General features: G+C 66.4%; 21 protein-coding genes. 17 read left to right on the forward strand and 4 right to left on the reverse strand.

The window, feature by feature from the left end; genetic code table 11:
* Window positions 1-58: 58 nt before the first annotated feature.
* The 8 genes from AC4D6D_RS23750 to speD all read left to right on the forward strand — a co-directional run bounded on the left by AC4D6D_RS23750 (window position 59) and on the right by speD (window position 6,955).
* Entirely contained in the window at window positions 59-1,042 is a 984-nt protein-coding gene (locus AC4D6D_RS23750) for an SPFH domain-containing protein (RefSeq protein ID WP_491327962.1), read from the forward strand.
* Window positions 1,043-1,118: 76 nt separating this feature from the next.
* Window positions 1,119-1,730 (forward strand): DUF4178 domain-containing protein, encoded by a 612-nt coding sequence (locus AC4D6D_RS23755; RefSeq protein WP_491327963.1) that lies wholly within the window; start codon window positions 1,119-1,121, stop codon window positions 1,728-1,730.
* Entirely contained in the window at window positions 1,727-2,995 is a 1,269-nt protein-coding gene (locus AC4D6D_RS23760) for a DUF4178 domain-containing protein (RefSeq protein ID WP_491327964.1), read from the forward strand. Before AC4D6D_RS23755 ends, AC4D6D_RS23760 begins: the two co-directional genes overlap by 4 nt.
* Entirely contained in the window at window positions 2,992-3,162 is a 171-nt protein-coding gene (locus AC4D6D_RS23765) for a hypothetical protein (protein WP_491327965.1), read from the forward strand. The genes AC4D6D_RS23760 and AC4D6D_RS23765 overlap by 4 nt, the downstream gene beginning before the upstream one ends.
* Before the next feature lie 58 nt (window positions 3,163-3,220).
* A complete protein-coding gene (locus AC4D6D_RS23770; protein WP_334183498.1) occupies window positions 3,221-3,430 on the forward strand; it encodes a DUF350 domain-containing protein in 210 nt (69 codons plus the stop codon).
* A complete protein-coding gene (locus tag AC4D6D_RS23775; RefSeq protein ID WP_491327966.1) occupies window positions 3,423-4,970 on the forward strand; it encodes a polyamine aminopropyltransferase in 1,548 nt (515 codons plus the stop codon). The genes AC4D6D_RS23770 and AC4D6D_RS23775 overlap by 8 nt, the downstream gene beginning before the upstream one ends.
* Window positions 4,960-6,585 carry an FAD-dependent oxidoreductase gene (locus AC4D6D_RS23780; RefSeq protein WP_491327967.1) on the forward strand — a complete coding sequence of 542 codons (1,626 nt, stop codon included), beginning with the start codon at window positions 4,960-4,962 and terminating at the stop codon, window positions 6,583-6,585. The genes AC4D6D_RS23775 and AC4D6D_RS23780 overlap by 11 nt, the downstream gene beginning before the upstream one ends.
* Window position 6,586: 1 nt before the next feature.
* Window positions 6,587-6,955 (forward strand): adenosylmethionine decarboxylase, encoded by a 369-nt coding sequence (speD, locus tag AC4D6D_RS23785; protein ID WP_491327968.1) that lies wholly within the window; start codon window positions 6,587-6,589, stop codon window positions 6,953-6,955.
* Between the two features lie 21 nt (window positions 6,956-6,976).
* Here the strand turns inward: speD and AC4D6D_RS23790 are convergent, their stop codons facing one another.
* Together AC4D6D_RS23790 and dinB are read right to left on the reverse strand one after the other, a co-directional pair.
* On the reverse strand, window positions 6,977-7,609 hold the full coding sequence (locus AC4D6D_RS23790) for a DUF4198 domain-containing protein (protein WP_491327969.1): 633 nt from the start codon (window positions 7,607-7,609) through the stop codon (window positions 6,977-6,979).
* 92 nt (window positions 7,610-7,701) lie between these two features.
* On the reverse strand, window positions 7,702-8,784 hold the full coding sequence (dinB, locus tag AC4D6D_RS23795) for a DNA polymerase IV (protein ID WP_491327970.1): 1,083 nt from the start codon (window positions 8,782-8,784) through the stop codon (window positions 7,702-7,704).
* A gap of 120 nt (window positions 8,785-8,904) precedes the next feature.
* Here dinB and AC4D6D_RS23800 point away from each other — a divergent pair, with 120 nt between their 5' ends.
* Window positions 8,905-9,264, forward strand: coding sequence for a VOC family protein (locus AC4D6D_RS23800; RefSeq protein WP_491327971.1), 360 nt, complete (start codon window positions 8,905-8,907; stop codon window positions 9,262-9,264).
* A gap of 16 nt (window positions 9,265-9,280) precedes the next feature.
* On the forward strand, window positions 9,281-9,850 hold the full coding sequence (locus AC4D6D_RS23805; protein ID WP_491327972.1) for a GNAT family N-acetyltransferase: 570 nt from the start codon (window positions 9,281-9,283) through the stop codon (window positions 9,848-9,850).
* On the opposite strand, the gene AC4D6D_RS23810 is transcribed toward AC4D6D_RS23805, so the two are convergent.
* Window positions 9,817-10,833: an isoaspartyl peptidase/L-asparaginase family protein gene (locus AC4D6D_RS23810; RefSeq protein WP_491327973.1), complete on the reverse strand. Its 1,017-nt coding sequence runs from the start codon at window positions 10,831-10,833 to the stop codon at window positions 9,817-9,819. The genes AC4D6D_RS23805 and AC4D6D_RS23810 overlap by 34 nt on opposite strands.
* 560 nt (window positions 10,834-11,393) lie before the next feature.
* Complete coding sequence (locus AC4D6D_RS23815) at window positions 11,394-12,128, reverse strand: SDR family oxidoreductase (RefSeq protein ID WP_491327974.1); 735 nt, start codon at window positions 12,126-12,128, stop codon at window positions 11,394-11,396.
* Between the two features lie 690 nt (window positions 12,129-12,818).
* On the opposite strand from AC4D6D_RS23815, the gene AC4D6D_RS23820 reads away from it, so the two are divergent.
* The 7 genes from AC4D6D_RS23820 (at window position 12,819) to AC4D6D_RS23850 (ending at window position 23,291) form a co-directional block, all read left to right on the forward strand.
* A complete protein-coding gene (locus AC4D6D_RS23820; protein WP_491327975.1) occupies window positions 12,819-15,197 on the forward strand; it encodes a TonB-dependent receptor in 2,379 nt (792 codons plus the stop codon).
* Between the two features lie 25 nt (window positions 15,198-15,222).
* A complete protein-coding gene (locus AC4D6D_RS23825; protein WP_491327976.1) occupies window positions 15,223-16,614 on the forward strand; it encodes an MFS transporter in 1,392 nt (463 codons plus the stop codon).
* A 32-nt stretch (window positions 16,615-16,646) separates the two neighbouring features.
* Entirely contained in the window at window positions 16,647-17,600 is a 954-nt protein-coding gene (locus AC4D6D_RS23830; protein WP_491327977.1) for a TauD/TfdA dioxygenase family protein, read from the forward strand.
* Between the two features lie 94 nt (window positions 17,601-17,694).
* Window positions 17,695-19,380 (forward strand): arylsulfatase, encoded by a 1,686-nt coding sequence (locus tag AC4D6D_RS23835; RefSeq protein ID WP_491327978.1) that lies wholly within the window; start codon window positions 17,695-17,697, stop codon window positions 19,378-19,380.
* Between the two features lie 252 nt (window positions 19,381-19,632).
* Window positions 19,633-20,787, forward strand: a complete 1,155-nt coding sequence (locus tag AC4D6D_RS23840) for a glycosyltransferase (protein ID WP_491327979.1) — start codon at window positions 19,633-19,635, stop codon at window positions 20,785-20,787.
* Window positions 20,784-21,929, forward strand: a complete 1,146-nt coding sequence (locus AC4D6D_RS23845) for a glycosyltransferase family 4 protein (protein WP_491327980.1) — start codon at window positions 20,784-20,786, stop codon at window positions 21,927-21,929. The genes AC4D6D_RS23840 and AC4D6D_RS23845 overlap by 4 nt, the downstream gene beginning before the upstream one ends.
* An 18-nt stretch (window positions 21,930-21,947) precedes the next feature.
* Window positions 21,948-23,291: an O-antigen ligase family protein gene (locus AC4D6D_RS23850; protein ID WP_491327981.1), complete on the forward strand. Its 1,344-nt coding sequence runs from the start codon at window positions 21,948-21,950 to the stop codon at window positions 23,289-23,291.
* Window positions 23,292-23,386: the final 95 nt, after the last annotated feature.

Below are 23,386 nucleotides of genomic sequence, written 5' to 3' on the forward strand. Positions count from 1 at the left end.
CCTTTTCAGAAAGCGGCAAACTCTCTACGCTCGGCAGACCATCTTTTCGGGGTCTGTCATGTTCGGATTTCTTCGCAAGCAGCTCGTGGACGTCATCGAATGGCTCGAACAGCCGGGCCAACTCGCCTGGCGCGTGCCGTTCGAGGACCGCGAGATCCAGAACGGCGCCCAGCTGACGGTGCGCGAGGGACAAGTCGCGGTCTTCGTCAACGAAGGCTGCGTCGCCGATTTCTTCGAGGCCGGGCTGCACACGCTGAACACCGCGAACCTGCCGGTGCTCACCAGCCTGATGAACTGGGACAAGGGCTTCAAGTCGCCGTTCAAGTCCGACGTCGTGTTCCTTTCGCGCAAGGAACAGCACGGCCTCAAATGGGGTACTGCCCAGCCGGTGACGGTGCGCGATGCCGAGTTCGGCGCGCTGCGCATTCGCGCCTTCGGGTCCTATTCCTTCCGCGTCGCCGATCTCGAACCGTTCGTGTCGCGCGTCGTCGGCACGCTGGAGGGCTTGAACGTCTCGGCGCTGGAGCCGCAGCTGCGCGCTGCGATCCAGACCGCGATCGCAACAGCGCTGGGCAGCGGCGGTATCCCGTTCCTCGATCTGGCCGCCAACCAGCAGGCGCTGTCGGACCGCATCAAGGGTGAAGTCGACAAGGCCTTCGCGCAGTGGGGCCTGGAATGCCTGAGCTTCTACGTCGAAAGCGTGTCGCTGCCGGAAGAAGTCCAGGCGCACCTCGACAAGGGTTCGTCGATGCGGGTGCTCGGCGATCTGGGGCAATATACCCGTTTCCAGACGGCAGAGGCGATCGAACGGGCGGCCGGGGTCGATGGCGGCGTCGCCGGGATCGGCGCGGGCGTCGCGGCGGCGACCGCGCTGGGCGGGGCAATGTCGGCGGGTCTCGGGGCTGCTGGTGTACCTTCGGCACCAGCGGAAGAAGACCCGATCGCCACGATCGAGAAGCTGCACAAGCTCGTGACGCTCGGCGCGCTCAGCCAGCAGGAGTTCGACGCCAAGAAGGCCGAACTGCTGTCGCGCATTCGCTGATCCGCGTTTCGGGGGGAGCGACAGCGTGATTCATTGCCCGTCGTGTGGCGCCGCCCTGCCCGTGCGCGGGCTATCGGTGCCTTATACGACCTGCACGCATTGCCAGTCGCTGATCCTGCGCAAGGGGCAGGCGCTCGAAGAGATCGGCAAAGTGGCCGAAGTGCCGTTCGACATCTCGCCGATCCGGCTGGGCACGCGCTTGACGATTGCGGGCATCGAATACACCGCAGCGGGCCGCGTGCGCTGGGGCTGGAGTGGAGGCTCCTGGAACGAATGGCTGCTGACGACGCCCGGCGGCGAAGGGCGCTGGCTGGGCGAGGCCATGGGCTTGTACATGCTGACGGCGCAGCGGCTTGACGTGATGGCCGATCCGCTGGCGCGCGCCTTTGCCGAAGGCCGCGACCCACTTGTCGGACAGGGCCTTGAGGTAGACGGCATCGCCTTCGAGGTTTCCGACATCAAGCAGGCCGAATGCCTTGGCAGCGAAGGCGATCTGCCCTTTCCAACCCTGCCGGGCTGGTCGATGACCAATGTGGACTTCCGCGCCCCCGGCGGCGAAGCGCTCTCTCTCCAGCGCGACGCCGAGGGCACCAGCGCCTGGCTCGGCACCTGGCACGAGCTTTCCGGCCTCTCGCCCCGCGCCTTGCGTGAGATCGAGGGCTGGCCGCTCCCGGCAGCGCTGCAATGACCGGAACTCAGGCAAGCACCCGCACGCTGGCCTGCCCCGCTTGCGGCGGCACGCTGGAAGTGCGCGCGGCAGGCTGGTCGGTCAATCTGGCCTGCCGCTATTGCGGCTCGATCCTCGACGTCTCGCGCCCCGAGGTCCAGATTATCGAGCGCCACAAGCGCGCCGCCGGGCAGTTCTCGCTGCCGCTCGGCGCGCGCGGAAGCCTGTTTGAGAACGAATGGGAAGTGGTCGGCGCGATGAACCGGCGCGGCCCGACGGATCGCTGGCGCGAATATCTGCTTTTCAATCCTTACGTCGGCTATCGCTGGCTGGTCGAGTGGGATGGCGAGTGGCAATTCGGCACTCCGCTGCTGGGCCGCCCCGACGCCAAGGGCAATTCCGTGTTCTGGCGCGGCCAGCGCTTCCGCCAGGAAGACGACGAGAGCGAGGCCGTGACCGGCACGCTGGTCGGCGAGTTCTACTGGCGCGTCTCCAAGGGCGACAGCGCGCGCGCCACGTCCTACACATCCCGCGACTTCACGCTCTCGCGCGAGGACACGGACGGGGAAGTCAACTGGACCCAGCTCGTGGCCCTTTCGCCGGGTCATGTCGAAACGGCATTCGGCATCGCACTTCCCCGTCTGTCTCGGGAAAGCCGTTCCGCGCTCTACGCGCGTGGCGAAGAGACCCGGAAACCGGACGATCTCGGCCGCGTCTGCCTGCTCGTGCTGGCAAGCGCGATCCTTGCCTTGCTGGCGATGATCGTGATCGCCGGGCCTGTCGAACGCGCGAGCGGCACGGTCACCGCGCCTTTCGGAGCTACGCGCGAAGGCCAGAAAATCGGCGCGATCACGGTCCGGCGCGCCTGGCAATACGTCACCGTCACCGCCAGCGGCGACAACTTCGACAATCGCTGGATCGAACTCGATTACCGGCTGGTAGACCGTACCACCGGCCAGTCGATCGACGGCTACGGCCTTTCCGAGCACTATTCGGGAAGCGACTCCGACGGCGCCTGGACCGAAGGCAGCCGCAGCGCCAGCACCCTGTTCGGACAAGTGCCGCGCGGCACCTATGACCTCTACGTCGATGCCGCCGCGCATTCGTGGCCGGTCGATACGGTGGCGGACAGCAGCAATCCCTGGTCCGCCCCGGAAGCCATCGATATCCGCATCGATGCGCGAACCGGCAGCCTGCCCTGGGGCAACTGGTGGACCCTGGTGATCCTGCTTTCGATCTATCCCTGCGTGCTTGTCTGGCGGCGCTTCAGGAACCAGAATTCATGACCCCGCGTGTGATCCTGTTCACGCTGTGGTGCCTGCTGCTCGTCGCCGGAGCCGCCACCGCCTCCTATTACGCCTGGTCGCCCTATTCGGACGAGACCCGAGAGGCCGGGAGCGGCGGCAGAAGCGGCGGCTTCTACGGCGGGCGCGTCGGTCCCACGCACAAGTAGCCAAGCCCTGCTTTCTCTCTAGGCCCTCTCACCGGGCCTCTCACTGGAAGGAGCCGACATGCTCACACTTTCCGTCTTCCTCGCCACGCTGCTCTACGCGGGGCTGGGCATCGTGATCTTCGTCGTCAGCTTCGTGCTGGTGGACCGGCTGACGCCCGGCGAACTCTGGCGCGAGATCATCGAACACAAGAACGTGGCGGTCTCGATCCTTGCCGGAGCCGTGGCCATCGGCATCTCGAACATCATCGCCGCGGCCATTCATGGCTGAAGACATTGCGGCCGCGAGTCCGGAGGGCGGGAAAGCGCCCGCCTCGCTCGCGGTCATCCTGCTGGTCTCGGTCCTGGTCGTCGCGACGTGCGGGCTGATCTACGAACTGCTGGCCGGGAGCCTCGCCAGCTACCTGCTGGGCGACAGCGTCACCCAGTTTTCCACGGTGATCGGCACCTACCTCTTCGCCATGGGCGTGGGCAGCTGGCTCTCGCGCCACGTTCGCGGCGACGAGATGGGCGTCTTCGTGCGCGTGGAGATCATGATCGCGGCGCTGGGCGGCTGGTCGGCGGCGGGGCTGTTCATGCTGTTCCCGCTGGTCGGTGATTTCCGCGTGGTGCTCTATGCGCTGGTGCTGGCGATCGGCGTGCTGGTGGGCCTCGAAATCCCGCTGCTGATCCGCATCCTGCGCCACCGCTTCGCCTTCCGCGAACTCGTGTCGAACGTGCTGACTTATGACTATGTCGGCGCCTTGATCGCCTCGCTGCTGTTCCCGCTGGTGCTGGTGCCATGGCTCGGAATGATCCGTACCGGCTTCGTCTTCGGCCTCGCCAATGTCGCGGTGGCACTGGCCCTGCTCTTCGCACTGCGCCGCCAGCGCAGCGTCGCCGCCGACATGGCCGCCGCCCTCGTCGTGACCGCCAGCCTGATCGCGGGCCTCGCCATGGCCGACCGCATGCAGCGCTGGTCGGAAGTGGCCTTCTATGCCGAGCCGGTTGTCCACGCCCGCTCGACGCCCTACCAGCGCATCGTCATCACCCGGCGCGGCGAGGACCTGCGGCTCTACCTGAATGGCAACCTCCAGTTCTCCACCCGCGACGAGTATCGCTATCACGAAGCGCTCGTCTGGCCGGTGCTGGGCCGCGTCGCCGATCCCGCAAAAGTGCTGATCCTCGGCGGCGGCGACGGCCTCGCCGCGCGAGAAGTGCTGCGCGACCCGCGCGTGCGCCACGTCACCCTCGTCGATCTCGACCCGGAAATGACGCATCTGTTCCGCGACACGCCGCAACTGGCCGCTCTGAACGGCGGCTCGCTCTCCTCCCCGCGCATGACCGTGCACAATGCCGACGCCTTCCGCTGGGTTCGCGAGGCCGAAGGGCCTTACGACGCCATCCTCGTCGACTTTCCCGACCCCACCGAATTCTCGCTCGGCAAGCTCTATACCGAGAGCTTCTACCGCGAAGTCGCCCGCCTGCTCGCGCCCGACGGCCTGATGACGGTGCAGAGCACCTCGCCGCTGATCGCCCCGCGCTCCTACTGGACCGTCGCGAGCACGCTGGAAGCCGCCGGTTTCACGGCGCGCGGCTATCACGCCTATGTGCCCAGCTTCGGCGAGTGGGGCTTCACGCTCGCCGCGCACCGCCCGATCGGCGATACGGTGCGCCTGCCCAAGGGCCTGCGCTTCCTGACCCCGGCCAGCGAGCGCGCAATGTTCGATTTCCCACCCGACATGGCGCGCCGTCCGGCCCCGGTGAACCGGCTCGACAACCAGGCCCTCGTGCGCAGCTTCGCCGAGGAATGGGGCCGATATGAAGGCTGAGCCGACCCGGCGGCAGGTGCTGGCAGGTGGAACACTGGCGGCCGGAAGCGCGCTGACGGCGGGCGCGCTCTCCGGGTGCGGCGAGGAAACCGTGCCCGGCACGCTCGGCGGCGCCGACTGGCAGCGCGGCCACCTGCTGCGCGACGGCCGCTTTCCCGAACCGGAAGGCGCGATCGAGGACGTCGACGTGGTCGTCGCGGGCGGCGGCGTCGCCGGACTTGCCACGGGCTGGCGCCTCGCCGAAGCGGGGTTCGACCGCTTCGTCCTGTTCGAACTGGAGGACCGCACCGGCGGCAATGCCCGTTCCGGTCGCAATGCCGTGAGCGCCTATCCGCTCGGCGCCCATTACCTGCCGGTGCCGAACCGGGAAGCCGTCGCCTTGCGGCACATGCTCCGCCAATTCGGCATGATAACCGGCGAGCGCGACGGCGTGCCGGTCTACGATCCCTACCAGCTCTGCGCCGATCTGGAGGAACGCCTGCTCTGGCGCGGCCATTGGCAGGAAGGCCTGTTCCCTCGGCAAGGCATAACCGCGCAGGACCGCACACAGCATGAGGCCTTCGAGCGACGCATGGCCGAATACCGCGCCGCGACCGGCAGCGACGGCAAACCCGCCTTCGCGGTCCCGATGGCGTTCTCCAGCGAAGACCCGCGCTTCCGCTCGCTAGATCGCGAGACGTTTGCTGCGTGGCTGGACAAGGAAGGCTTCACCTCCGGCGTTCTGTGCGCCTGGCTGCGCTACTGCTGCCGCGACGACTATGGCAGCGAACCCGAACATGTCTCGGCCTGGGCGGGCATCCATTACTTCGCCGGACGCCGGGGATGGGCAACGGATGACGACGGGGACCGCGAACTGACCTGGCCCGAAGGCAACGACCACCTCGCCGCCCGTATGGCCAAGAGCATCGCCGACCGTCTGCGCCCCGCCCACACCGTTTTCCGGGTCGCCGCCGTGGAGGGAGGCGCGCATGTCGATGTCTTCGATCACCGCGCCCGCCGCAGCCGCCGACTGCGCGCGAAAGTCGCGGTGCTGGCGATGCCGCACTTCGTCGCCGCCCGCGTCGCGCCGGAAACCGCCGAGGCGGGCGGTTTCAGCTATGCGCCCTGGGTCACGGCCAATGTCACCGTCGCGCGGCATCCCGAAGGCAAGGGCACCTCGCTGGCCTGGGACAATGTCTCCACCGCCAGCGAATCGCTCGGCTATGTAGTCGCGACCCACCAGAGCGAAGCGACCGAGGGCGGCAAGACGGTGCTGACGTGGTACATGCCGCTTTCCAGAGAAGCGCCGAAGGAGGCGCGCAAGATCATGATGACTCGCCCCCTGCGCGACTGGCAGGCCGTGGTGCGCAGCGACCTCCTTGCCATGAATCCGGACCTCGAAGGCGCTATCGAGCGCATCGACGTCTGGCGCTGGGGCCATGCCATGGTCCGCCCCTCGCCCGGTTTCCTGAGCGATCCGGCCCGCCGCGCGGCGATCGATGCCGCGCCGCCGACCCTCTTCGCCCACTCCGACCTCAGCGGCCTGTCGCTGTTCGAGGAAGCCCATCACCGCGGCGTGATCGCGGCGGAAAAGGCCCTCGCCCACCTTGGCCACGCCTTCGAAAGTCTCGCCTGACATGGCGCATAGTCCCGACAGCAGCCTGCACCTGATCGCCGACCTCGACCACTGCCGGGACCTTGGCGACATCGCCCTGATCGAGACGAGCCTGCGCGAGGCGGCCCAGGCGGCACGAGCCACCCTGCTCGACGTGCGCCTCCATCATTTCGGCCCCGGCATGGGCGTGACCGGCGTGGCCCTGCTCGCCGAATCCCATATATCGATCCACACCTGGCCCGAACACGGCATCGCGGCGGTCGATCTCTTCGTCTGCGGCCGGGAAGCCGATGCCGAAGCGGGGCTGGAAGTCATCCGCCGCCGCCTGCAAGGCAGGGTCCGCCGCAAGCAGGCCGTCAGGCGCCTCGGTTTGGAAAACCCGATTCCCTGACGACCTGCTGGCGGAGTTCGATCAATCGACGACGAAAGTGGTCGTCGCAACCGCGTGCAGCGTGGCGACCTTGCCGAGGCTCGTCTCGCCGCCGGCTTCGTTCTTGTGCGAGGCTGTCAGGATATACCGCCCCTTTTCCCGCGCGGGGAGCGTGAACCGGCCTTGGGCATCGGTCTTCACGGACTTGGACCACTTCTCGGGCGAGATCACGGTCACCGATGCGTCTGCTACCGGCGTTCCATCGCGCACCAGCACGAAGCCGTTGCCATGGGCGGTGACGGGCGCGATCTCGAACGGCATCGCCGCGCGAGCCTCGCCGCGACCGGCGCGAGCGTAATAGACGATGCCTTCCTTCTTGTCGTCCGGCCCCCAGGGCGCGAACACGCTGTCGTCATGGGCACGCACGTCTCCGGCGGGGACCGTGTATTCGATATAACCCGCCTTGCGGACACCGGCGGCACCGGCAGCCGGGATCAGCTTCGGCGCCTTGAGGTGATCGAACTCGGGATCGCCGCCCTGCGGCAGCGGCTCGCCCGGCTCGCCGAGATAGACGCGGGCAGGCCCCGTACCGTCGCGCTCGATCCAGACCTCATGGGCCTGAACGCTCGGAGCAAGGCAGGCGAGGACGAGCGGGGTCAGATATTTCAGGTTCATCTCGATCTCCGTGTCGTGATTGCCGGGGCAGCCGGAACGACACACCCCTCCCAAGGCCAGCGGAATATCCTTATTGCGACTCTATTGCAATATCATCCCGCAACCCCGAACAGCGGCAGCGCGGTATCTTCGGCAGGCCGGTCAAAGTTGGACACGGTCACGCCGACAAGGCGGATGCCCTTTTCGGTCGGCAGTACCGAGCGGATCAGCGCCAGGCTCGCGTCCCGCAAGTCTTCGTGACGGCAGACAACGCCCGCATGGGTGCGGCTGCGGGTGATGATCTGGAAATCCGCATACTTCACCTTGACCGTCACCGTGCGCCCGAAGGCCTGGGCACGTTCACACCAGGCCCAGACATCATCGGCCTGCCCAAGCACGCCCGCCTCGATCTCTTCGTCGCGCGTCAGGTCGCGGTCGAACGTGGTCTCCGAACCGGAGGACTTGCGCTCGCGATCCGGGTTGACCGGGCGCTCATCGATCCCGCGCGCGATCTGGAAATACCATTCCGCCGAGCTGCCGAAATTCTGCTGGAGGAACGCCAGCGATTTTGCGCGCAAGTCCGCTCCGGTCTCGATCCCGAGCCGCAGCATCTTCGCCGCCGTGACCGGACCGACGCCGTGGAAGCGCTTGACCGGCAGGGTCTCCACCCAGTCCGCGCCCATGTCCGGCGTGACCGCGAACTGGCCGTTGGGCTTGCGCTGGTCCGAGGCGAGTTTCGCGAGGAACTTGTTGTAGGAAATCCCCGCCGAGGCCGTCAGCCCGGTTTCCTCCAAGATGCGCGCGCGGATTTCCTTGGCCGTCTTCCACGCCGTGGGCAGGCCGCGCCGGTTGGCGGTGACGTCCAGATAGGCTTCGTCGAGCGAGAGCGGCTGGATCAGGTCGGTATAGTCGGCGAAGATCGCATGGATCTGCCGCGAAACCGCCTTGTAGACATCGAAGCGGGGCGGCACGAAGATCAGCTCCGGACAGCGCCGCAGCGCCGTGACCGAAGGCAGCGCCGAGCGCACCCCGAACTTGCGCGCCTCGTAGCTGGCCGCCGCGACCACACCGCGCGCCGCCGCGTGGCCGACCGCGACGGGTTTGCCGCGCAGCGCGGGATCGTCACGTTGTTCGACCGACGCGAAGAACGCGTCCATGTCCACGTGGATGATCTTCCTGTCCGCAGCGTCCGGCATGGACTCGGACCTAGCACCAAGCGAACAAAATGTGAACTTCGTAAATGGCCGCGGGTCCGGATATCGCCTGTGGCAGTGTCTCGTGATATGCCGCTGCACACGATATCGGGAGACGGAAACATGGGAGTTACGGGGATCGGCGGCTTCTTCTTCCGCGCTAGGGAGCCGGAAGCCCTGCGCGCCTGGTATGCCGAGCATCTCGGCGTCGGCTCCGCGCCCTATGGCGCCTGGGACACCCGGTCAGGCCCCAGCGTCTTCGCCCCCTTCCCCGCCGCCTCCGACTATTTTCCCGCCGACAAGGCCTGGATGCTCAACTTCCGGGTCGACGACCTGGACGATCTTTGCACCCGGCTGCTCGTGGCGGGCATCGTCGTCGTCACCAATCCGGAATGGAATATGCCGGGCGTGGGCCGCTTCGTCCGCATCCACGATCCGGAAGGAAATCCGATCGAACTCTGGCAACCCGATTCTTCGGATTGAAACGACGGCACGGACCATGACATCGAACGACATTGCTCTCCCCCTGCTCGCAACGGAACGCCTGACCCTGCGCCTCCGCACGCCGGACGACGCCGAAGCCCTGTTCCCGACGATGTCCGATCCGGTCAGCATGACATGGTGGTCGCGTGCCCCCTTCGCGGACCTCGACGAACTGCGCGCCGATTTCGCGCTGGAAAAGGCCGGTTCGTGGCGAACCTGGGCCATCGCCGAACGCGGTGGAGACCGGGCGATCGGCTTCGTCTCGGCCGGGCAGAAGCGGCCCGGCGTCAGCGAGGTCGGCTATCTCCTCGCCCGCGAAGCGCAGGGGCGCGGGATCGGCCGGGAAGCGGTGAGCGCCGTTCTCAAGCAACTTTTCACCGAAGGGCAAAGGCGGATCTTCGCCGATACCGATCCGGACAATCGCGGATCGATAGCGTTGCTCAAAGCGCTCGGCTTCCGGCAGGAGGGTCATCTGCGCGCCGAATGGCAGACCCATATCGGCATCCGCGACACCCTCCTGTTCGGTCTCCTGGCCGAAGAATGGCCCGCCGCTCAACGCACAGCGGGCATCGTCTCATCCGCATAGATCGCGGTCTGCGGCACGCTCGTCGCCGAGACCTGCCCCCGGTACATGCCCGAGGAATTGAACGCGAAGGCCGGAACGCCCTCCGGTCCCATCGCGATCAACCCGCCGTCGCCGCCGATCGCGCCGACCGAAGCGATCGTTTCCTGCGCAGCGGCAGCCAGGCTATGGTGCAGATAGCCGACCCGGTCGCAGACCTGCCGTGCCGCGCTCTCGCGGATGAAGTATTCGCCGGAGCCGGTCGCCGAGACCGCGCACTCGCCGTTCCTCGCGTAAGTGCCCGCGCCGATGATCGGGGAATCGCCGATGCGGCCCCAGCGCTTGCCGGTCATGCCACCGGTGGAGGTGGCGGCAGCCAGGTTTCCGGCCGCATCGAGCGCAACGGCACCGACAGTGCCATAAAGATGGGTCGGATCGAGCGCGGCCTGATGGTTCTTGCGCCACTTGAGCAGTTGCTCCCAGCGCTTTTCGGTGCGGAACCAGGAAGGATTGACCTGTTCCAGGCCCTGCTCGCGCGAGAACCGATCGGCGCCCTCGCCCGCCAGCATGACATGCGGGCTATGATCCATCACCGCGCGTGCGGCGTCCACCGGATGGCGGGTGCGGGTGATCCCCGCGACGGCCCCAGCCTTGAGCGTTCTGCCGTCCATGATCGCCGCATCAAGTTCGTTGCGGCCCTCGGCGGTGAAGACCGCGCCGCGCCCGGCGTTGAACAGGGGGTTGTCTTCCAGAACATGGATGGCGGCAGTCACGGCATCTAGCGAGGTACCACCCTTGTCCAGCACGGCGGCCCCGGCGCGAAGCGCTTCGTCCAGGCCATCGCGGTAGGCCTTTTCCTGCTCGGGCGTCAGCGAGCCGCGCTCGATCACGCCTGCGCCGCCATGGATCGCCAGCGACCAGCGCGGAGCGGCCGCCGCCGATCCGGCATCGAGGCTCGCGAGGCCAAGCGCAAGCGCGGTCAGACCTGCAAATTTCCCGAGACGCATTCGAATTCTCCCTGCTGCATGGCGATCGCCTTCAGGGCAGCCTTGCCGGATTTGCAAGGGCGCTCACGCAGGGAAGACAAAAAAATGGGCCGGTCCGAAGACCAGCCCTTGGAAAGTTTTTGGGAGAGGATGCCTGAAAGGCCCGCTCTAAATGGTCGAGAATCGCGATTATCGCAAATGAAGAAAAGAAATGCCTAGTTGCATATTGCGCAACACGTCGCTGCTTTGCGATCTTTCGGAAAAGTCGAGCGACGATCCGGCAACGGGATGCTTGCGCTTTCCGCATCGCTACCCAGACGGGATCGGAATGGGTGAACGCCGGCCTTAAATCTTTTATCTATATGATTTTAAATAGTTAATATGAGAAATCAGGATGGACTTCCGCCGTGCTGCACTGTCTGAAACCTGACATCGAGACGATTTCATTGCCTTTCGCACCACCGTTTTCCGTCGCAAGAACCGCAACTTTGACCCTCGCGGGTTATAGCAAAGGCCGGAACCGCAAGAGCGTCGACCACAGTTGCGCAAAACGCCGCGAAACATGCGCTTATCGCAATACACTAGAAATGCGCCAGATAGCCGCCATCCACGCCGATGACCTGTCCGGTCACATAGCTCGCCGCATCGGAAGCCAGGAACACCACCGGCCCGACGATTTCCTCCGGCCGTCCCCAGCGCCCCAGCGAAGTTCGCCGCGCCAGATGCTCCGCCACGGCAGGATCGGCGACCATGGCGGCGTTTGCCTCTGTCGCGAAGTAACCGGGAGCGACGGCATTCACCGTGATCCCGCACGGCCCGAGTTCCGCCGCGAGCGCCCGCGTCATCGCGTCCAGCCCGCCCTTCGCCATCGTATAGGCGGCATCGCCCGAGCGCGCGATCTGCCCGGCGATGGAGGTCACGTTGACGATCCGTCCGCCCACATCCATGCCCGGCGCCAGAACCCGCGCCAGATCGAAGGGCGCGACGAGGTTGATCTCCAGCATCCGCCGCACGGCCTCGCGGTCCAGTTCCGCCATCGCGCGGCGATCGCGATGACCGGCATTGTTGACGAGGATATCGACCTTTCCCATCCCCCGCAGCGCATCCCGCGCAGCCTCGGCGTCGGCGAGATCGAAAGCCGCGATCTGAGCCGTCCCCTGAGCCTCCACGATCTCCCGAAGCAAGACGGCAAGCTGCGCCTCGCGCCGCCCATGCAGGATCACATGGGCCCCGGCTCCCGTCAGGCCCAGCGCAATCTCGCGGCCGAACCCGCCCGCAGCACCGGTGACCAGCGCGCGGCGGCCTTGCAGCGGCATCGAAGGGGGATTCGCAGGCGAAATGGAGGGTAGAACGGTCATGTCGCTTCGTTACAACTCTCTTCGGGACCGGACCAGCCGTCTCTCCAGAGATGACTTCAGAAACGAACAGGGTCATCCCCCTTTCCGCAACCGGCTGATCCGAAAGAAGATTTCCCGGAAGAAAGAGAATGCCCCGAAATCCCTGCCATAGCCCCCGATAGAAAACCTTGCATTGACCCGGCTTTCTCAACCAAATAGCTAGACAAGCACACCGCACGGCAAACGGCTGACCAGTCCGCCCGTGCATGTTCAAGGTTCACTGGTCCGCGGCATTTGATCGGGAAGCAGCTTGCTCCGCGTTACCAACCGCTAAAGCGCGCGATGCTCCAGGCGACAGCGCCAGGCATCGTGTTCCCCTCACGCCAAGGATGAGGTGATACGATGCAGACCATGACTCCGCGCGCCTGACGCGCAGCGATGGGCCGTCCCAGCGGCAGCCCGCGCCTTTCCTGACAGACTTCACGCACCTTGCGCCGAAACCGGGGGTTTCGCGCCGGAGGACCCGCGTGTCCCGTGCCGGTTTTCCGAAGCCTTATCGCAGGCTCCGGCTGCCGTCTCGCGCCCTGAAGCCCGTCAGCCCGAAAATCCGGAAATTGTCACGCCCGACGAAAGATCGGTGCGCACTCATGAAAACAGGGATCGACTTGAATGTTTCGCCGCTTCGTTACCGCCAGCAGTCCGCTCGCCCTCTCCATTTCGCTGATCGCCGCCGCGCCTTCGGCTCTGGCTGCCGAAGAGGCACCTGAAACCGTCACGGAAAGTGGCAGCGGAGAGGCCATCGTCGTCACCGCCTCGCGCCGCCGCGACGAGAACGTCCAGGATGTTCCGGTCGCCATCAGCGTCATCAGCGCCGCCAGCCTCGAACGGCGCGGTGACTATACGCTCGGCGCGATCCAGCAGCAGGTGCCCAGCCTTCAGGTCATCACCTACAACGCCCGCAACACCAACATCAACATTCGCGGCCTCGGCTCCAATATCTCGCTCACCAACGACGGGCTGGAGAACGGCGTCGGCTTCTATATCGACAACGTCTACTACGGCCGCGTCGGCCTGGCCCAGTTCGACCTCGTCGATCTTCAGGGCATCGAAGTGCTGCGCGGCCCGCAGGGTACGCTGTTCGGCAAGAACACCACCTCGGGCGTGATCAACGTCACTTCGCGCAAGCCCACCTTCGACCCCGAGCTTTCGGCCGAGGCCAGCATAGGCAACTACGGCTTCTACCAGTTCCGCGCCTCGGGATCGGCGGGGATCTTCAAGGACCTGCTGGCCGTGCGCCTGTCCGGCGCGATCAGCGAGAACGACGGCTTCCTCTGGAACAAGACCACCAGGACCCGCGCGCAGGACTATCTGAACAAGTCGATCCGCGGCCAGTTGCTCTTCACGCCCGACCCGGATCTCGAAATCCGCGTCATCGGCGACTACGCCAAGCAGAAGCAGAACCACGTCCTCAACGTCTTCGCCGGACTGCACACGACTTACGAGAACGGTGCGACGATCGCCAACAACTGGGCGCAGCGCGCCGCGCGCTTCCCCGGCTACACGCTGCCCAGCTTCCAGCCGTTCGACCGCGTGGGCGAGGCGAACAGTCATTACCAGTCGAACATGGCCGGATACGGCGTCTCGGGCGAGGTCAACTGGAACCTCGGCAGTGCCGCGCTGACCTCGATCACCGCCTATCGCTGGTGGGACTGGAATCCGGCCAACGATGGTGACAGCACCTCGCTGCCGATCGTCACCAAGGCCCAACAGGCCAATCGCCAGCGCCAGTTCAGCCAGGAGCTGCGCCTTGCCTCGAAGAGCGGCGGCAGCTTCGACTACGTGATCGGCGCCTATTACTTCTGGCAGATCGTGCGCGGCTACGGCGCCTCGCGCTACGGTCCGGCGGCGGCGCTCTGGAACCTGCCGACCGCCAACCAGACGATCGCCAATGCCGCGCTCGACGGTTTCGAATCCAACTCCACCTCGACGCCGGAAACCAAGACCCTGGCCCTGTTCGGCCAGACCGACTGGCACATCACCGATGCCCTGACCCTCACCACGGGTCTGCGCTTCACCCATGAGAAGAAGTCGGGCGCCTTCTCGCAATACTGGGTGGACGGGGCCGACATCTCGGGCTTCACCGGTGCGCAGCAGGCGGCGATCACCGCCATCCGCACCCAGTTCAACCCGGTGACGAGCTATGCCACCAGCTTCACCGACAATAGCCTCTCCGGCCTCGTCACGCTGAGCTGGAAGATCGCGCCCGACGTCAATGTCTATGGCTCCTACTCGCGCGGCAACAAGTCTGGCGGGCTCAACCTCTCGGTCCTGCCCGCCGGGGTCGATCCAGACGTGAAGCCGGAAAAGGTCGACGCCTTCGAACTGGGCCTCAAGTCGCAGTTCCTCGACCGCCGTGCGACGTTCAACGCCGCCGCCTTCTGGACCGAGATCAGCGACTACCAGACCACCATCACCGACCTGCCGGCAGGTGCCGTCGTCGGCCGCCAGTACATCTCGAACATCCCCAAGGTCCGCTCGCGCGGCATCGAGAGCGAGTTCAACATCGCGCCCACCGACAGCCTGAGCTTCAACGCCTTGGCGACCTATACCGACGCCACGTACGTCACGTACAGGAATGCCCCGCAGGCCTTCGAGCGCCAGAACCTCGGCGCGATCCAGGACCTTTCCGGCGAGCGTCTGCCGGGCGTGCCGAAATGGGCCTGGACCCTCGGCGCGGACTTCAACACCCCGCTGGGCGATCTCGGCGGCAAGGGCCTCGGCCTCTACGCCCATGCCGACTACGCCTATCGCTCGAACTTCAACACTTCGGCCTCGAACTCGGCCTGGGCGCAGATCCCCGGCTTCGGCATTGCCAACGGACGCATCGGGCTGAGGACCGACGACGGCCTCTGGGACTTCTCGATCTGGGCCAGGAACCTGTTCGACAAGAACTACTTCGTCAGCCTCAGCGCCGCCAACACCGGCGTGGTCACCGCCCAGCTCGGCGAGCCACGCACCTTCGGCGCGACCTTGCGCACCAAGCTCTGACCCCAGCAATCAGGAGGCGCCAGCCATGACCCGCGAGACCCTTCCAAGATCGCCATCGCGACCGCAACAGCCCGACAGCTGGCGCCTCCTGCGCTTCACCGCCATGTCGGTGCCGGTCTATGCCGCCGCCCAGCCGGTCATGGCCTTCGTTCCCGCCATCCTTTCGCGCCACTATGCCATTCCGCTGGCGGGGCTGGGGCTGGTCTACCTGATCGGCCAGGTGGTGAATTCGCTGCTCGATCCGGTGATCGGCTCGCTCAGCGATCGCACGATCAGCCGTTTCGGACGGCGACGACCGTGGATCGCGGGCGGCGGCCTGCTGTTCATCGTCGGCAGCGCCATGCTGTTCTTTCCGCCCGAAGGCGCCACTCTGGCCTGGGTCGGCATCGGCGTCATCTGCTACTACATCGGCGCTTCGACCACCCAGACGACGCTGATGGCGTGGTCCGGCGAGATCAGCGGCGACTACGACCAGCGCACCCGGATCGCCTCGCAGTTCACCCTGCTGTCCTCGGGGGCGCTGGTGCTGACCCTGCTGATGCCCACTCTGGCCGACCAGTTCCGACCCGACGACGGACCGCTGCGCCTGACCCTGTTCGGAACGCTGGTGCTCGTCACCGCGGTTCCCGGCCTGCTGCTGACGCTGACCGCCTTTCCCGACAGCAGCGCTCCCATCGGCGCCGAACGCTTCGCGCTGGGCAGGACGCTGAAGGCGGTCTTCGGCAATGCCCTGCTGCTGCGCGTGCTCGCCGCCGATGCCGCCGTCACCGCCGGACAGGGCGTGCGCACCGCGCTGCTGCTGTTCATCGTCACCATCTACTTCCAGCGCCCCGAATGGGCGGCGGGCTTCTTCCTGCTCCAGTATTCGTTCGGCATATTGGCCGGACCCATCTGGCGGCGGATCGGCCAACGTCTCGGCAAGGGCCGCGCCGCCGTCGTCGCCGAACTGACGCAGGTCGCGATCAACTTCGGCCTCGTCTTCCTCACCCCCGACCGGTTCGGCCTGATGATGGCGCTGGCCGTGGCGCAGGGTCTCTCGCAAGGCTCGGGCAACCTGATGCTGCGCTCGATGGTGGCCGACGTCGCCGACCTCCACCGCGCCGAGACCGGCGAGGACCGCGTGGGTCTCTACTATTCGGTCTTCAGCGTCTCGATGAAGCTGGGCGGGGCGCTCGCCTTCGGGATCGCCCTGCCGCTCGTCACCGCCTTCGGCTTCGACCCCAAGGCCGCCACCAACACCCCCGAGGCGCTGAACGCCCTGCTGCTGGTCTTCGCCCTCGGCCCGGCGCTGGCGCACACCCTGGCTGCCGCGCTGGTGGCAGGTTTCCCGCTCGATGCCGACCGGCACGCCGAAATCCGCCGCCAGCTCAAGGCCCGCGACGAAGTCTACGCCGCGGCTCTCGTTCCCGCCGAATAAGTTTCCGAAATCCAGAAGAAGGAGTGAATGCCATGACTTCGATTGCCACTTACGCCAACGCCAAGGACCCGAATTCCCCGCTGGACATCGTGCCGATCACCGGCACCATCGGCGCCGAGATCCGCGGCGTCACCCTCTCCGGAGATCTCGACGCAGCGACCGTGCAGGCCGTCAAGGACGCGCTCGTCCGCCACAAAGTGATTTTCTTCCGCGGCCAGCACGAGCTGACCGACCAGCGCCACGAGGACTTCGCCTCGCTGTTCGGCGATCCGGTCGCGCATCCCACGGTGCCGGTGGCCGAAGGCTCGCGCTACCTGCTCGAACTCGACAGCAAGGAAGGCTACGCCGCCTCCAGCTGGCATACCGACGTGACTTTCACCGACGCCTATCCCGCCGGTTCGATCCTGCGCGCGATCACCATTCCGGAAGCGGGCGGCGACACCATCTGGGCCAATACGGAAACTGCCTACGAAGGCCTGCCTGAAAGCCTGCGCCAGTTGGTGAACGGTCTCTGGGCAGTCCATTCGAACGATTACGACTATGCGGCCGTGCTGGGCAACGCCCCCAAGGACGATGCCGCCACCCAGAACCGCGCCCTGTTCCAGAAAAACATCTTCGCCTCGACCGTCTACGAGACCGAGCACCCGCTTGTCCGCGTTCACCCGGTGTCCGGCCAGCGCGGGCTGCTGCTCGGGCACTTCGTGAAGCGGATCGCCGGTCTCAACCAGGCGGATTCGGCGCGGATCTTCTCGATCCTTCAGGAACACATCACCCGTCCGGAGAACGTCGTGCGCTGGCGCTGGCAGCCGGGCGACGTGGCGTTCTGGGACAATCAGGCGACCCAGCACCGCGCTGTCGCCGACTTCGGCCTCCAGCGCCGCACCCTGCGCCGCGCGACGATCGCCGGTTCGGTGCCGGTCTCGATCGACGGCCGCCAGAGCCGCACCATCCGCAAGGAAAAGGCAATCCCTTACGAACCGGCCTGATCCCTCATACCCTGCACGGGCCGTTCACTCCCCGCGCCGCGCCGACATGAACACTTCGGGCGCGGCGCGGGCTTTTTCTACCAAGGACCCCTTGATGAAATCCAAGTCTCTCGCTTTCGCCGCCGCCCTCGGCGCGGCCCTGCTCTCTTCGACGATGGCCGTTCCCGTCGCGGCCAAGTCGCCCGCTCCAGCGAGCGTTCCGGCCCAGCAGCGCCCGAACTTCCTCGTCATCATCGCCGACGACCTCGGCTTTTCCGACATCGGCGCCTTCGGCAGCGAGATCGCCACCCCCAATCTCGACCGGCTGGCGCTGGACGGGCTACGGCTGACAGGCTTCCACACGGCGCCGACCTGCTCCCCCACCCGCTCGATGCTGCTCTCCGGCACCGACAACCACCGTGCGGGCCTCGGCAGCATGGCGGAGCTGACTGCGCCGAACCAGAAAGGCCAGCCGGGCTACGAAGGCTACCTCAGCCGCGACGTCGCCAGCCTGGCGGAGCGCCTGGCGGCAGGCGGCTATCGCACGCTGCTCTCGGGCAAGTGGCACCTCGGCCTGACGCCGGACCTCGATCCCCACGCGCGCGGGTTCCAGCATAGCTTCGCGCTGCTTCAGGGCGGTGCGAACCACTATGGCCGCGACCTCGGAACCGGCCCCGGCAAGGGCGCTACCTATTCCCGCGACGGCCAGGTGCTGACCGCGCTGGACAAGGATTTCTACTCCTCGGACGCTTATGCGACGAACCTGATCGCCGAGTTGAAGCAGAGCCGCGCGGAAAGCCCGGACAAGCCGTTCTTCGCTTATCTCGCCTTCACCGCGCCGCACTGGCCGCTTCAGGCGCCTAACGAGGACGTGGCCCGGCAGGCGGGCAAGTACGATGTGGGCTTCGACGAAATCCGCCGCCGCCGCCTCGCCCGGCAGGAACAGCTCGGCATCCTGCCCAAGGGCACGGCGGCCCACAGCGTCCGCGCGCCGCGCGGGGGCTGGGATTCGCTTTCCGTTGCCGACAAGCGCGAGGCCGCGCGCGACATGGAAATCTACGCGGCCATGGTCGAGCGGATGGACAGCAACGTCGGCCGCGTGCTCGATGCGTTGCGCGCCAGCGGCGAACTCGACAATACCGTGATCGTGTTCCTCGCCGACAATGGCGCCGAGGGCCTCGACTATCGGACCACCGGTGCCAGGATGCTCGCCAACCGGGTCGAGGGAGCCGACAACAGCTTCGCCAATCGCGGCAAGCCGGATTCCTACATCACCTATGGCCCCGAATGGGCGCAGGCCGGCACCGCGCCCTCCTGGTTGACCAAGGCCTATGCCTCCGAGGGCGGCACCCGCACCGTGGCCTTCGTCAACGGGAAAGGCCTCGCCAAGGCCAAAGGCATCGGCAGCGCCTATGTCAGCGTGGCCGACATCGCGCCTACCCTGCTCGATTATGCCGGCGTGCCGAGCGGCGGCACCACGTTCCAGGGCCGCACCGTGCTGCCGATCACCGGCAAGAGCGCGCGGCCCTGGCTCGAAGGCAAGGCCGCCTTCGTCCATGCCGCCGACGAGCCGCTCGGCACCGAACTGTTCGGCAGCCGTGCACTCCGCAAGGGAGACTGGAAAGTGACCGACATCGGCGACGGCCAGTGGCGCCTGTTCAACATCGCAAAGGACCCCGGCGAGACCGAGGATCTTTCCGCGAAAAACCCCGAAAAACTGCGCGAGCTCACCGCCGACTGGGACGGCTATGCCAAGGCCAACGGCGTGATCCTCCCCACCGAAGCGCTCTACCGGCCGTAAAAAGGGACGCGAGCCGGTGCCCGGCCCTTCGCGCGAAAGCCGAAGGGCCGGGATTACGCGGATATCCGGAACCTATACCCGTCCTCGCAATGACGAGGGAGGGCGACAAAACCGTCGCTTATCAAAGCCGCGCGACAGTCGATACCGACGCCAGCGATACCCCCGATGGGCCACGGACTGGCCCTTTTGTTGAATATCACCGGCGCCACGCGCTGGTTACGCTGCGCCTGCTCAGGGATCACGAGAGGTCGCATGCGTTCCGAATCGCCGCTTCGCGCACTCTTCGTCATCAATTCGCTCGCAGGCGGCGGGGCGGAGCGGGTGTTCACGACGCTGGTGGACCGGCTCAGCCGAAGCGCCGGGCAATTCGCGATCACCGTGGCCCTGCTGGATAACGAGACGGAGGAAGCCTATCGCCTGCCCGCCGGGGTGCGGGTCGCGCGCCTCGATACGCGCGGCAGCCTGTTGCGCAGCGTGATCCGCACGCGCAAGCTGGTACGCCAATTGCGCCCGGACGTGACGCTCTCGTTCCTTTCGCGCGCCAATGTCGCCGCGATCCTCGCGATGCGCAGCAGCGGCGGCGCGGCGGTTATCAGCGAGCGGGTCAATACCACCGCCCACCTGAAGACCGGCCGCCTCGGCGTGCTCAGCCGGTTGCTGATCCGGAACACCTACCCTTCGGCCCAGCGGATCATCGCCGTTTCCGAAGGGGTCGCCCGCACGCTGGAAAGCGATTTCGCGGTCGAACCCGCAAGGATTTCGGTGATCTACAATCCCGTTGACATTGCCCGCATCGGCAGCTTTGCCGCGCAGGAACCGGCGATCCCGGTGAACACCGTAGACTTCGTGACCATGGGCCGTCTGGTAGACAACAAGAACACCGCCATGGCCATCCGCGCGCTCGCAAAGGCGGAAACGGAGGGCGATCTCATCGTACTCGGCGAAGGCCCCCTGCGCGAAAATCTGATTGCGCTGGCGGCATCGCTGGGGCTTGCCGATCGCGTCCGCTTTCCCGGCTTTCTCGACAACCCTTATGCGGTCCTGGCGCGGGCGGGATGCTATCTGCTCACCTCCAACGCGGAGGGCTTCCCCAACGCGATGCTGGAGGCGATGGCGGTCGGCCTGCCGGTCGTTGCGACGGACTGCCCATCCGGTCCGGCGGAAATCCTGCAAGTCCACCGCGATGGCGACGAAGCTGCCTTCGGCCACGGCGGCGCGCTCATTGCCATGAACGACGATGACGCGATGGCCCGGTGCATGACCGAACTGACCGGCCCCCGACGTGCCACCTTCGCGGCTGCCGCCGCCGGGCGCGCCGCCGCCTTCTCCGTGGAAAGCGCAGTCGAACGGTTCCGCACCGCACTGGTCGATGCCGCAAGGCCAGAAGAACAGGCCGTCGGGCCATGAAAGTCTGCGTGACCGGCCTGCGCGGCATTCCCGGCGTCATGGGCGGGGTGGAAACCCACTGCGAGGAACTGCTGCCGCGCATCGCCGCGCTCGATCCCGGCATCGAGATCGAGGTCTGCTGCCGCGCACCCTATGTCGATCCGGCGATGACCAGCTTTCGCCATGTCGCGCTGACCCCGCTCTATTCGCCGACCGGGCGCGTGAGCGAGGCGCTCGTCTCCACCCTTGTCGGCATTCTCCACGCCCGCCGCCGGGGTGCGGACGCCGTGCATATCCACGCGGTCGGCCCGGCCCTTTTCGCGCCGCTCGCCCGCCTGCTCGGCCTCGGGGTCTTGCTGACCCACCACGGCGCCGACTACGACCGCGAGAAATGGGGGCGCGGCGCTCGCCTCATGCTCAAGCTCGGCGAGTGGCTCGGCGTTCGCTCCGCCGACCGGGTGGTCTGCGTCTCCCCCTCGCTCGCGGCCCGCATGAAAGCGCGCTATCCGGCGCGGGCGGAGCGGGTCGAATTCATTCCCAACGGCGTCAGCACGATGCCCCCGTCGCCGCAGAGCGACGCGGAAGTGCTGGACGAACTGGCCCTCACAAGCGGAAACTACGTCATCTGCGTGGCGAGACTGGTGCCGGAAAAGGGCATCCACATCCTCGTCGAGGCATTCCGGCGCAGCAATGACACCCGCACCCTGGTCATCGCCGGAGCCGGACGCAAGGACGACCGCTACGCCCAGGACCTGCTGGCAGGCGCGGAGACAGGGGCCGAACCGCGCATCCGCTTCCTCGGCATGGTGCCGCGCACGCGGCTGGGAGTTCTCCTGCGTAATGCCGGGCTTTTCGTGCTGCCGTCCTTCCACGAGGGCCTGCCGATCGCCGCGCTGGAAGCGCTGGCCTGCGGCTGTCCGGTGCTGCTCAGCGACATCCAGCCCAATCTCGACCTCGGCCTGCCGCCCAGCCGCTATTTCCCGGTCGGCGACGTCGCCGCCCTCGCCGTGCGCCTCGCCGACCATGCCGAGGCGCGCGAGGCGAAAGGCCTGCTGCCCGATACCCTGATGGACTGGGACGAAGTGGCGAAACGCACTGCTGCAACCTATCGCAAGCTCAAAGGCCGCCGGAGGCATCGCCATGCGCTCACCCATGCCAACTGATCCGACCCGGAGCACGCGATGCTGGCACTGACTTCGGGCAGTCCGCCCATCCCGATCTTTCTACTGCTGCCGACGATGCTGCTGTTCTGCGTGCTCGTCGTCGTGCTCTGCCTGCGTGTCAGCGCATCGACGCGTTTCCTGATCGTCGCCTTCGCACTGCGCCTTGCAATGTCGGCAATGCCGAAATTTTCCTTCGCCTCCTCGCCGCTGGGGCTGAGCTGGAACGCGCTGGCCTCGGTCGTGCTGGTGCTGATCGGCAGCCTGCTGCTCCTGCGCAGCCGCGCGGTGTCGCTGATCCTGGCGCCGGTGGTGCCACTGCTGCTGGTCATCGTGATGAGCGCGATGCTGAACGGCGAGGCCTCCGGCGCGGTCGAGAGCCTGGTGAAATACGCCTACCTCGCGATCATCGCACTCACTGCCTACGACGCCTTCATGGCCGACGGCGCGGGCAAAGTTCTGCTGCGACTGCTGTTCACTTTCCTGCTGCCCCTGCTGCTGCAAGGCTTCAGTCTGCTCCTTCACATCGCCAAGGCGACAGAGAGCGACGGCTCCACTTCCTACATCGGCGGCTACAATCACGAGGCCAGCTTCTCGATCATCCTGCTGACCGGCCTGCTGACCGCGATCCTCAACCCCCGTCTGCGCGCGCTCTACAAGCTGGCCATCGCCGCAATCTGTCTCGGCGGAATTTTCGCCGCGAACTACCGCACGGCGATCATCACCGCCGGGCCGCTCATGCTGGGCCTGTTCATCGCCAGCATTACCGGCGCGGTCCGCCCTGCCCAGCGGCCCATCGCGACGATCCTCGGCGTGCTGCTGTTGCTTTCGGCGGTGCCGGTGCTGCCGATCGTCGCGGGTGACCGCTTCGATGCGATCAAGACCCTGGCGCAGAATCCGGCGATCCTCAGCAAGGATCCCGGCGAGTTCAGCCGCGCCGACCAGGCCCTGCTCTCCGGGCGACTGCTGCTCTGGAGCCAATACGTCAATGCCTGGGAGGCCGGCACACCGCCCCAGCACATGCTGGGCTTCGGCGCCAATGCCTGGGAGGGGCGCTATCGCTACTATGCGCACAATACGCTGATCTCCACCCTCTACGAACTGGGCGTGCTCGGCGTGGCGGCGATGCTGCTGCTGTGGATCTGGATGTTCGTGCTGGCCCTGACCGCGCGAACGCCCGCGCGCTTCACGCTGGTCATGGCGCATTTGGGCTTCTTCCTGCTCAACATGGCGACGATGCCGTTCTGGATGATCGAGGGCCTGCTGTTCTACGGATTGCTCTGCGGATTCACCGTCCACGCCAACTTGCAGGGCCGCGCGGCGAAACGGCCCGTCGCAAATGTGGCAGCGCTCCGCCCCGTTTGAGGACATTTTCCGCCTGCCGCAAGTTGTGGCCTGAACATCGCTTCGGCAAGTAACCGAACAGAATCAGGCCCTGCGAATGAGAATATTCGTGATGG

Source organism: Novosphingobium sp. BF6, assembly GCF_058273105.1.

Excerpts from the sequence above, each read along its gene's own strand:
- AC4D6D_RS23750 (WP_491327962.1), top strand. The coding sequence starts at position 59 with ATGTTCGGATTTCTTCGCAAGCAGCTCGTGGACGTCATCGAATGGCTC.
- AC4D6D_RS23760 (WP_491327964.1), top strand. The coding sequence starts at position 1,727 with ATGACCGGAACTCAGGCAAGCACCCGCACGCTGGCCTGCCCCGCTTGC.
- AC4D6D_RS23765 (WP_491327965.1), top strand. The coding sequence starts at position 2,992 with ATGACCCCGCGTGTGATCCTGTTCACGCTGTGGTGCCTGCTGCTCGTC.
- AC4D6D_RS23770 (WP_334183498.1), top strand. The coding sequence starts at position 3,221 with ATGCTCACACTTTCCGTCTTCCTCGCCACGCTGCTCTACGCGGGGCTG.
- AC4D6D_RS23775 (WP_491327966.1), top strand. The coding sequence starts at position 3,423 with ATGGCTGAAGACATTGCGGCCGCGAGTCCGGAGGGCGGGAAAGCGCCC.
- AC4D6D_RS23780 (WP_491327967.1), top strand. The coding sequence starts at position 4,960 with ATGAAGGCTGAGCCGACCCGGCGGCAGGTGCTGGCAGGTGGAACACTG.
- speD (WP_491327968.1), top strand. The coding sequence starts at position 6,587 with ATGGCGCATAGTCCCGACAGCAGCCTGCACCTGATCGCCGACCTCGAC.
- AC4D6D_RS23790 (WP_491327969.1), bottom strand. The coding sequence starts at position 7,609 with ATGAACCTGAAATATCTGACCCCGCTCGTCCTCGCCTGCCTTGCTCCG.
- dinB (WP_491327970.1), bottom strand. The coding sequence starts at position 8,784 with ATGCCGGACGCTGCGGACAGGAAGATCATCCACGTGGACATGGACGCG.
- AC4D6D_RS23800 (WP_491327971.1), top strand. The coding sequence starts at position 8,905 with ATGGGAGTTACGGGGATCGGCGGCTTCTTCTTCCGCGCTAGGGAGCCG.
- AC4D6D_RS23805 (WP_491327972.1), top strand. The coding sequence starts at position 9,281 with ATGACATCGAACGACATTGCTCTCCCCCTGCTCGCAACGGAACGCCTG.
- AC4D6D_RS23810 (WP_491327973.1), bottom strand. The coding sequence starts at position 10,833 with ATGCGTCTCGGGAAATTTGCAGGTCTGACCGCGCTTGCGCTTGGCCTC.
- AC4D6D_RS23815 (WP_491327974.1), bottom strand. The coding sequence starts at position 12,128 with ATGCCGCTGCAAGGCCGCCGCGCGCTGGTCACCGGTGCTGCGGGCGGG.
- AC4D6D_RS23820 (WP_491327975.1), top strand. The coding sequence starts at position 12,819 with ATGTTTCGCCGCTTCGTTACCGCCAGCAGTCCGCTCGCCCTCTCCATT.
- AC4D6D_RS23825 (WP_491327976.1), top strand. The coding sequence starts at position 15,223 with ATGACCCGCGAGACCCTTCCAAGATCGCCATCGCGACCGCAACAGCCC.
- AC4D6D_RS23830 (WP_491327977.1), top strand. The coding sequence starts at position 16,647 with ATGACTTCGATTGCCACTTACGCCAACGCCAAGGACCCGAATTCCCCG.
- AC4D6D_RS23835 (WP_491327978.1), top strand. The coding sequence starts at position 17,695 with ATGAAATCCAAGTCTCTCGCTTTCGCCGCCGCCCTCGGCGCGGCCCTG.
- AC4D6D_RS23840 (WP_491327979.1), top strand. The coding sequence starts at position 19,633 with ATGCGTTCCGAATCGCCGCTTCGCGCACTCTTCGTCATCAATTCGCTC.
- AC4D6D_RS23845 (WP_491327980.1), top strand. The coding sequence starts at position 20,784 with ATGAAAGTCTGCGTGACCGGCCTGCGCGGCATTCCCGGCGTCATGGGC.
- AC4D6D_RS23850 (WP_491327981.1), top strand. The coding sequence starts at position 21,948 with ATGCTGGCACTGACTTCGGGCAGTCCGCCCATCCCGATCTTTCTACTG.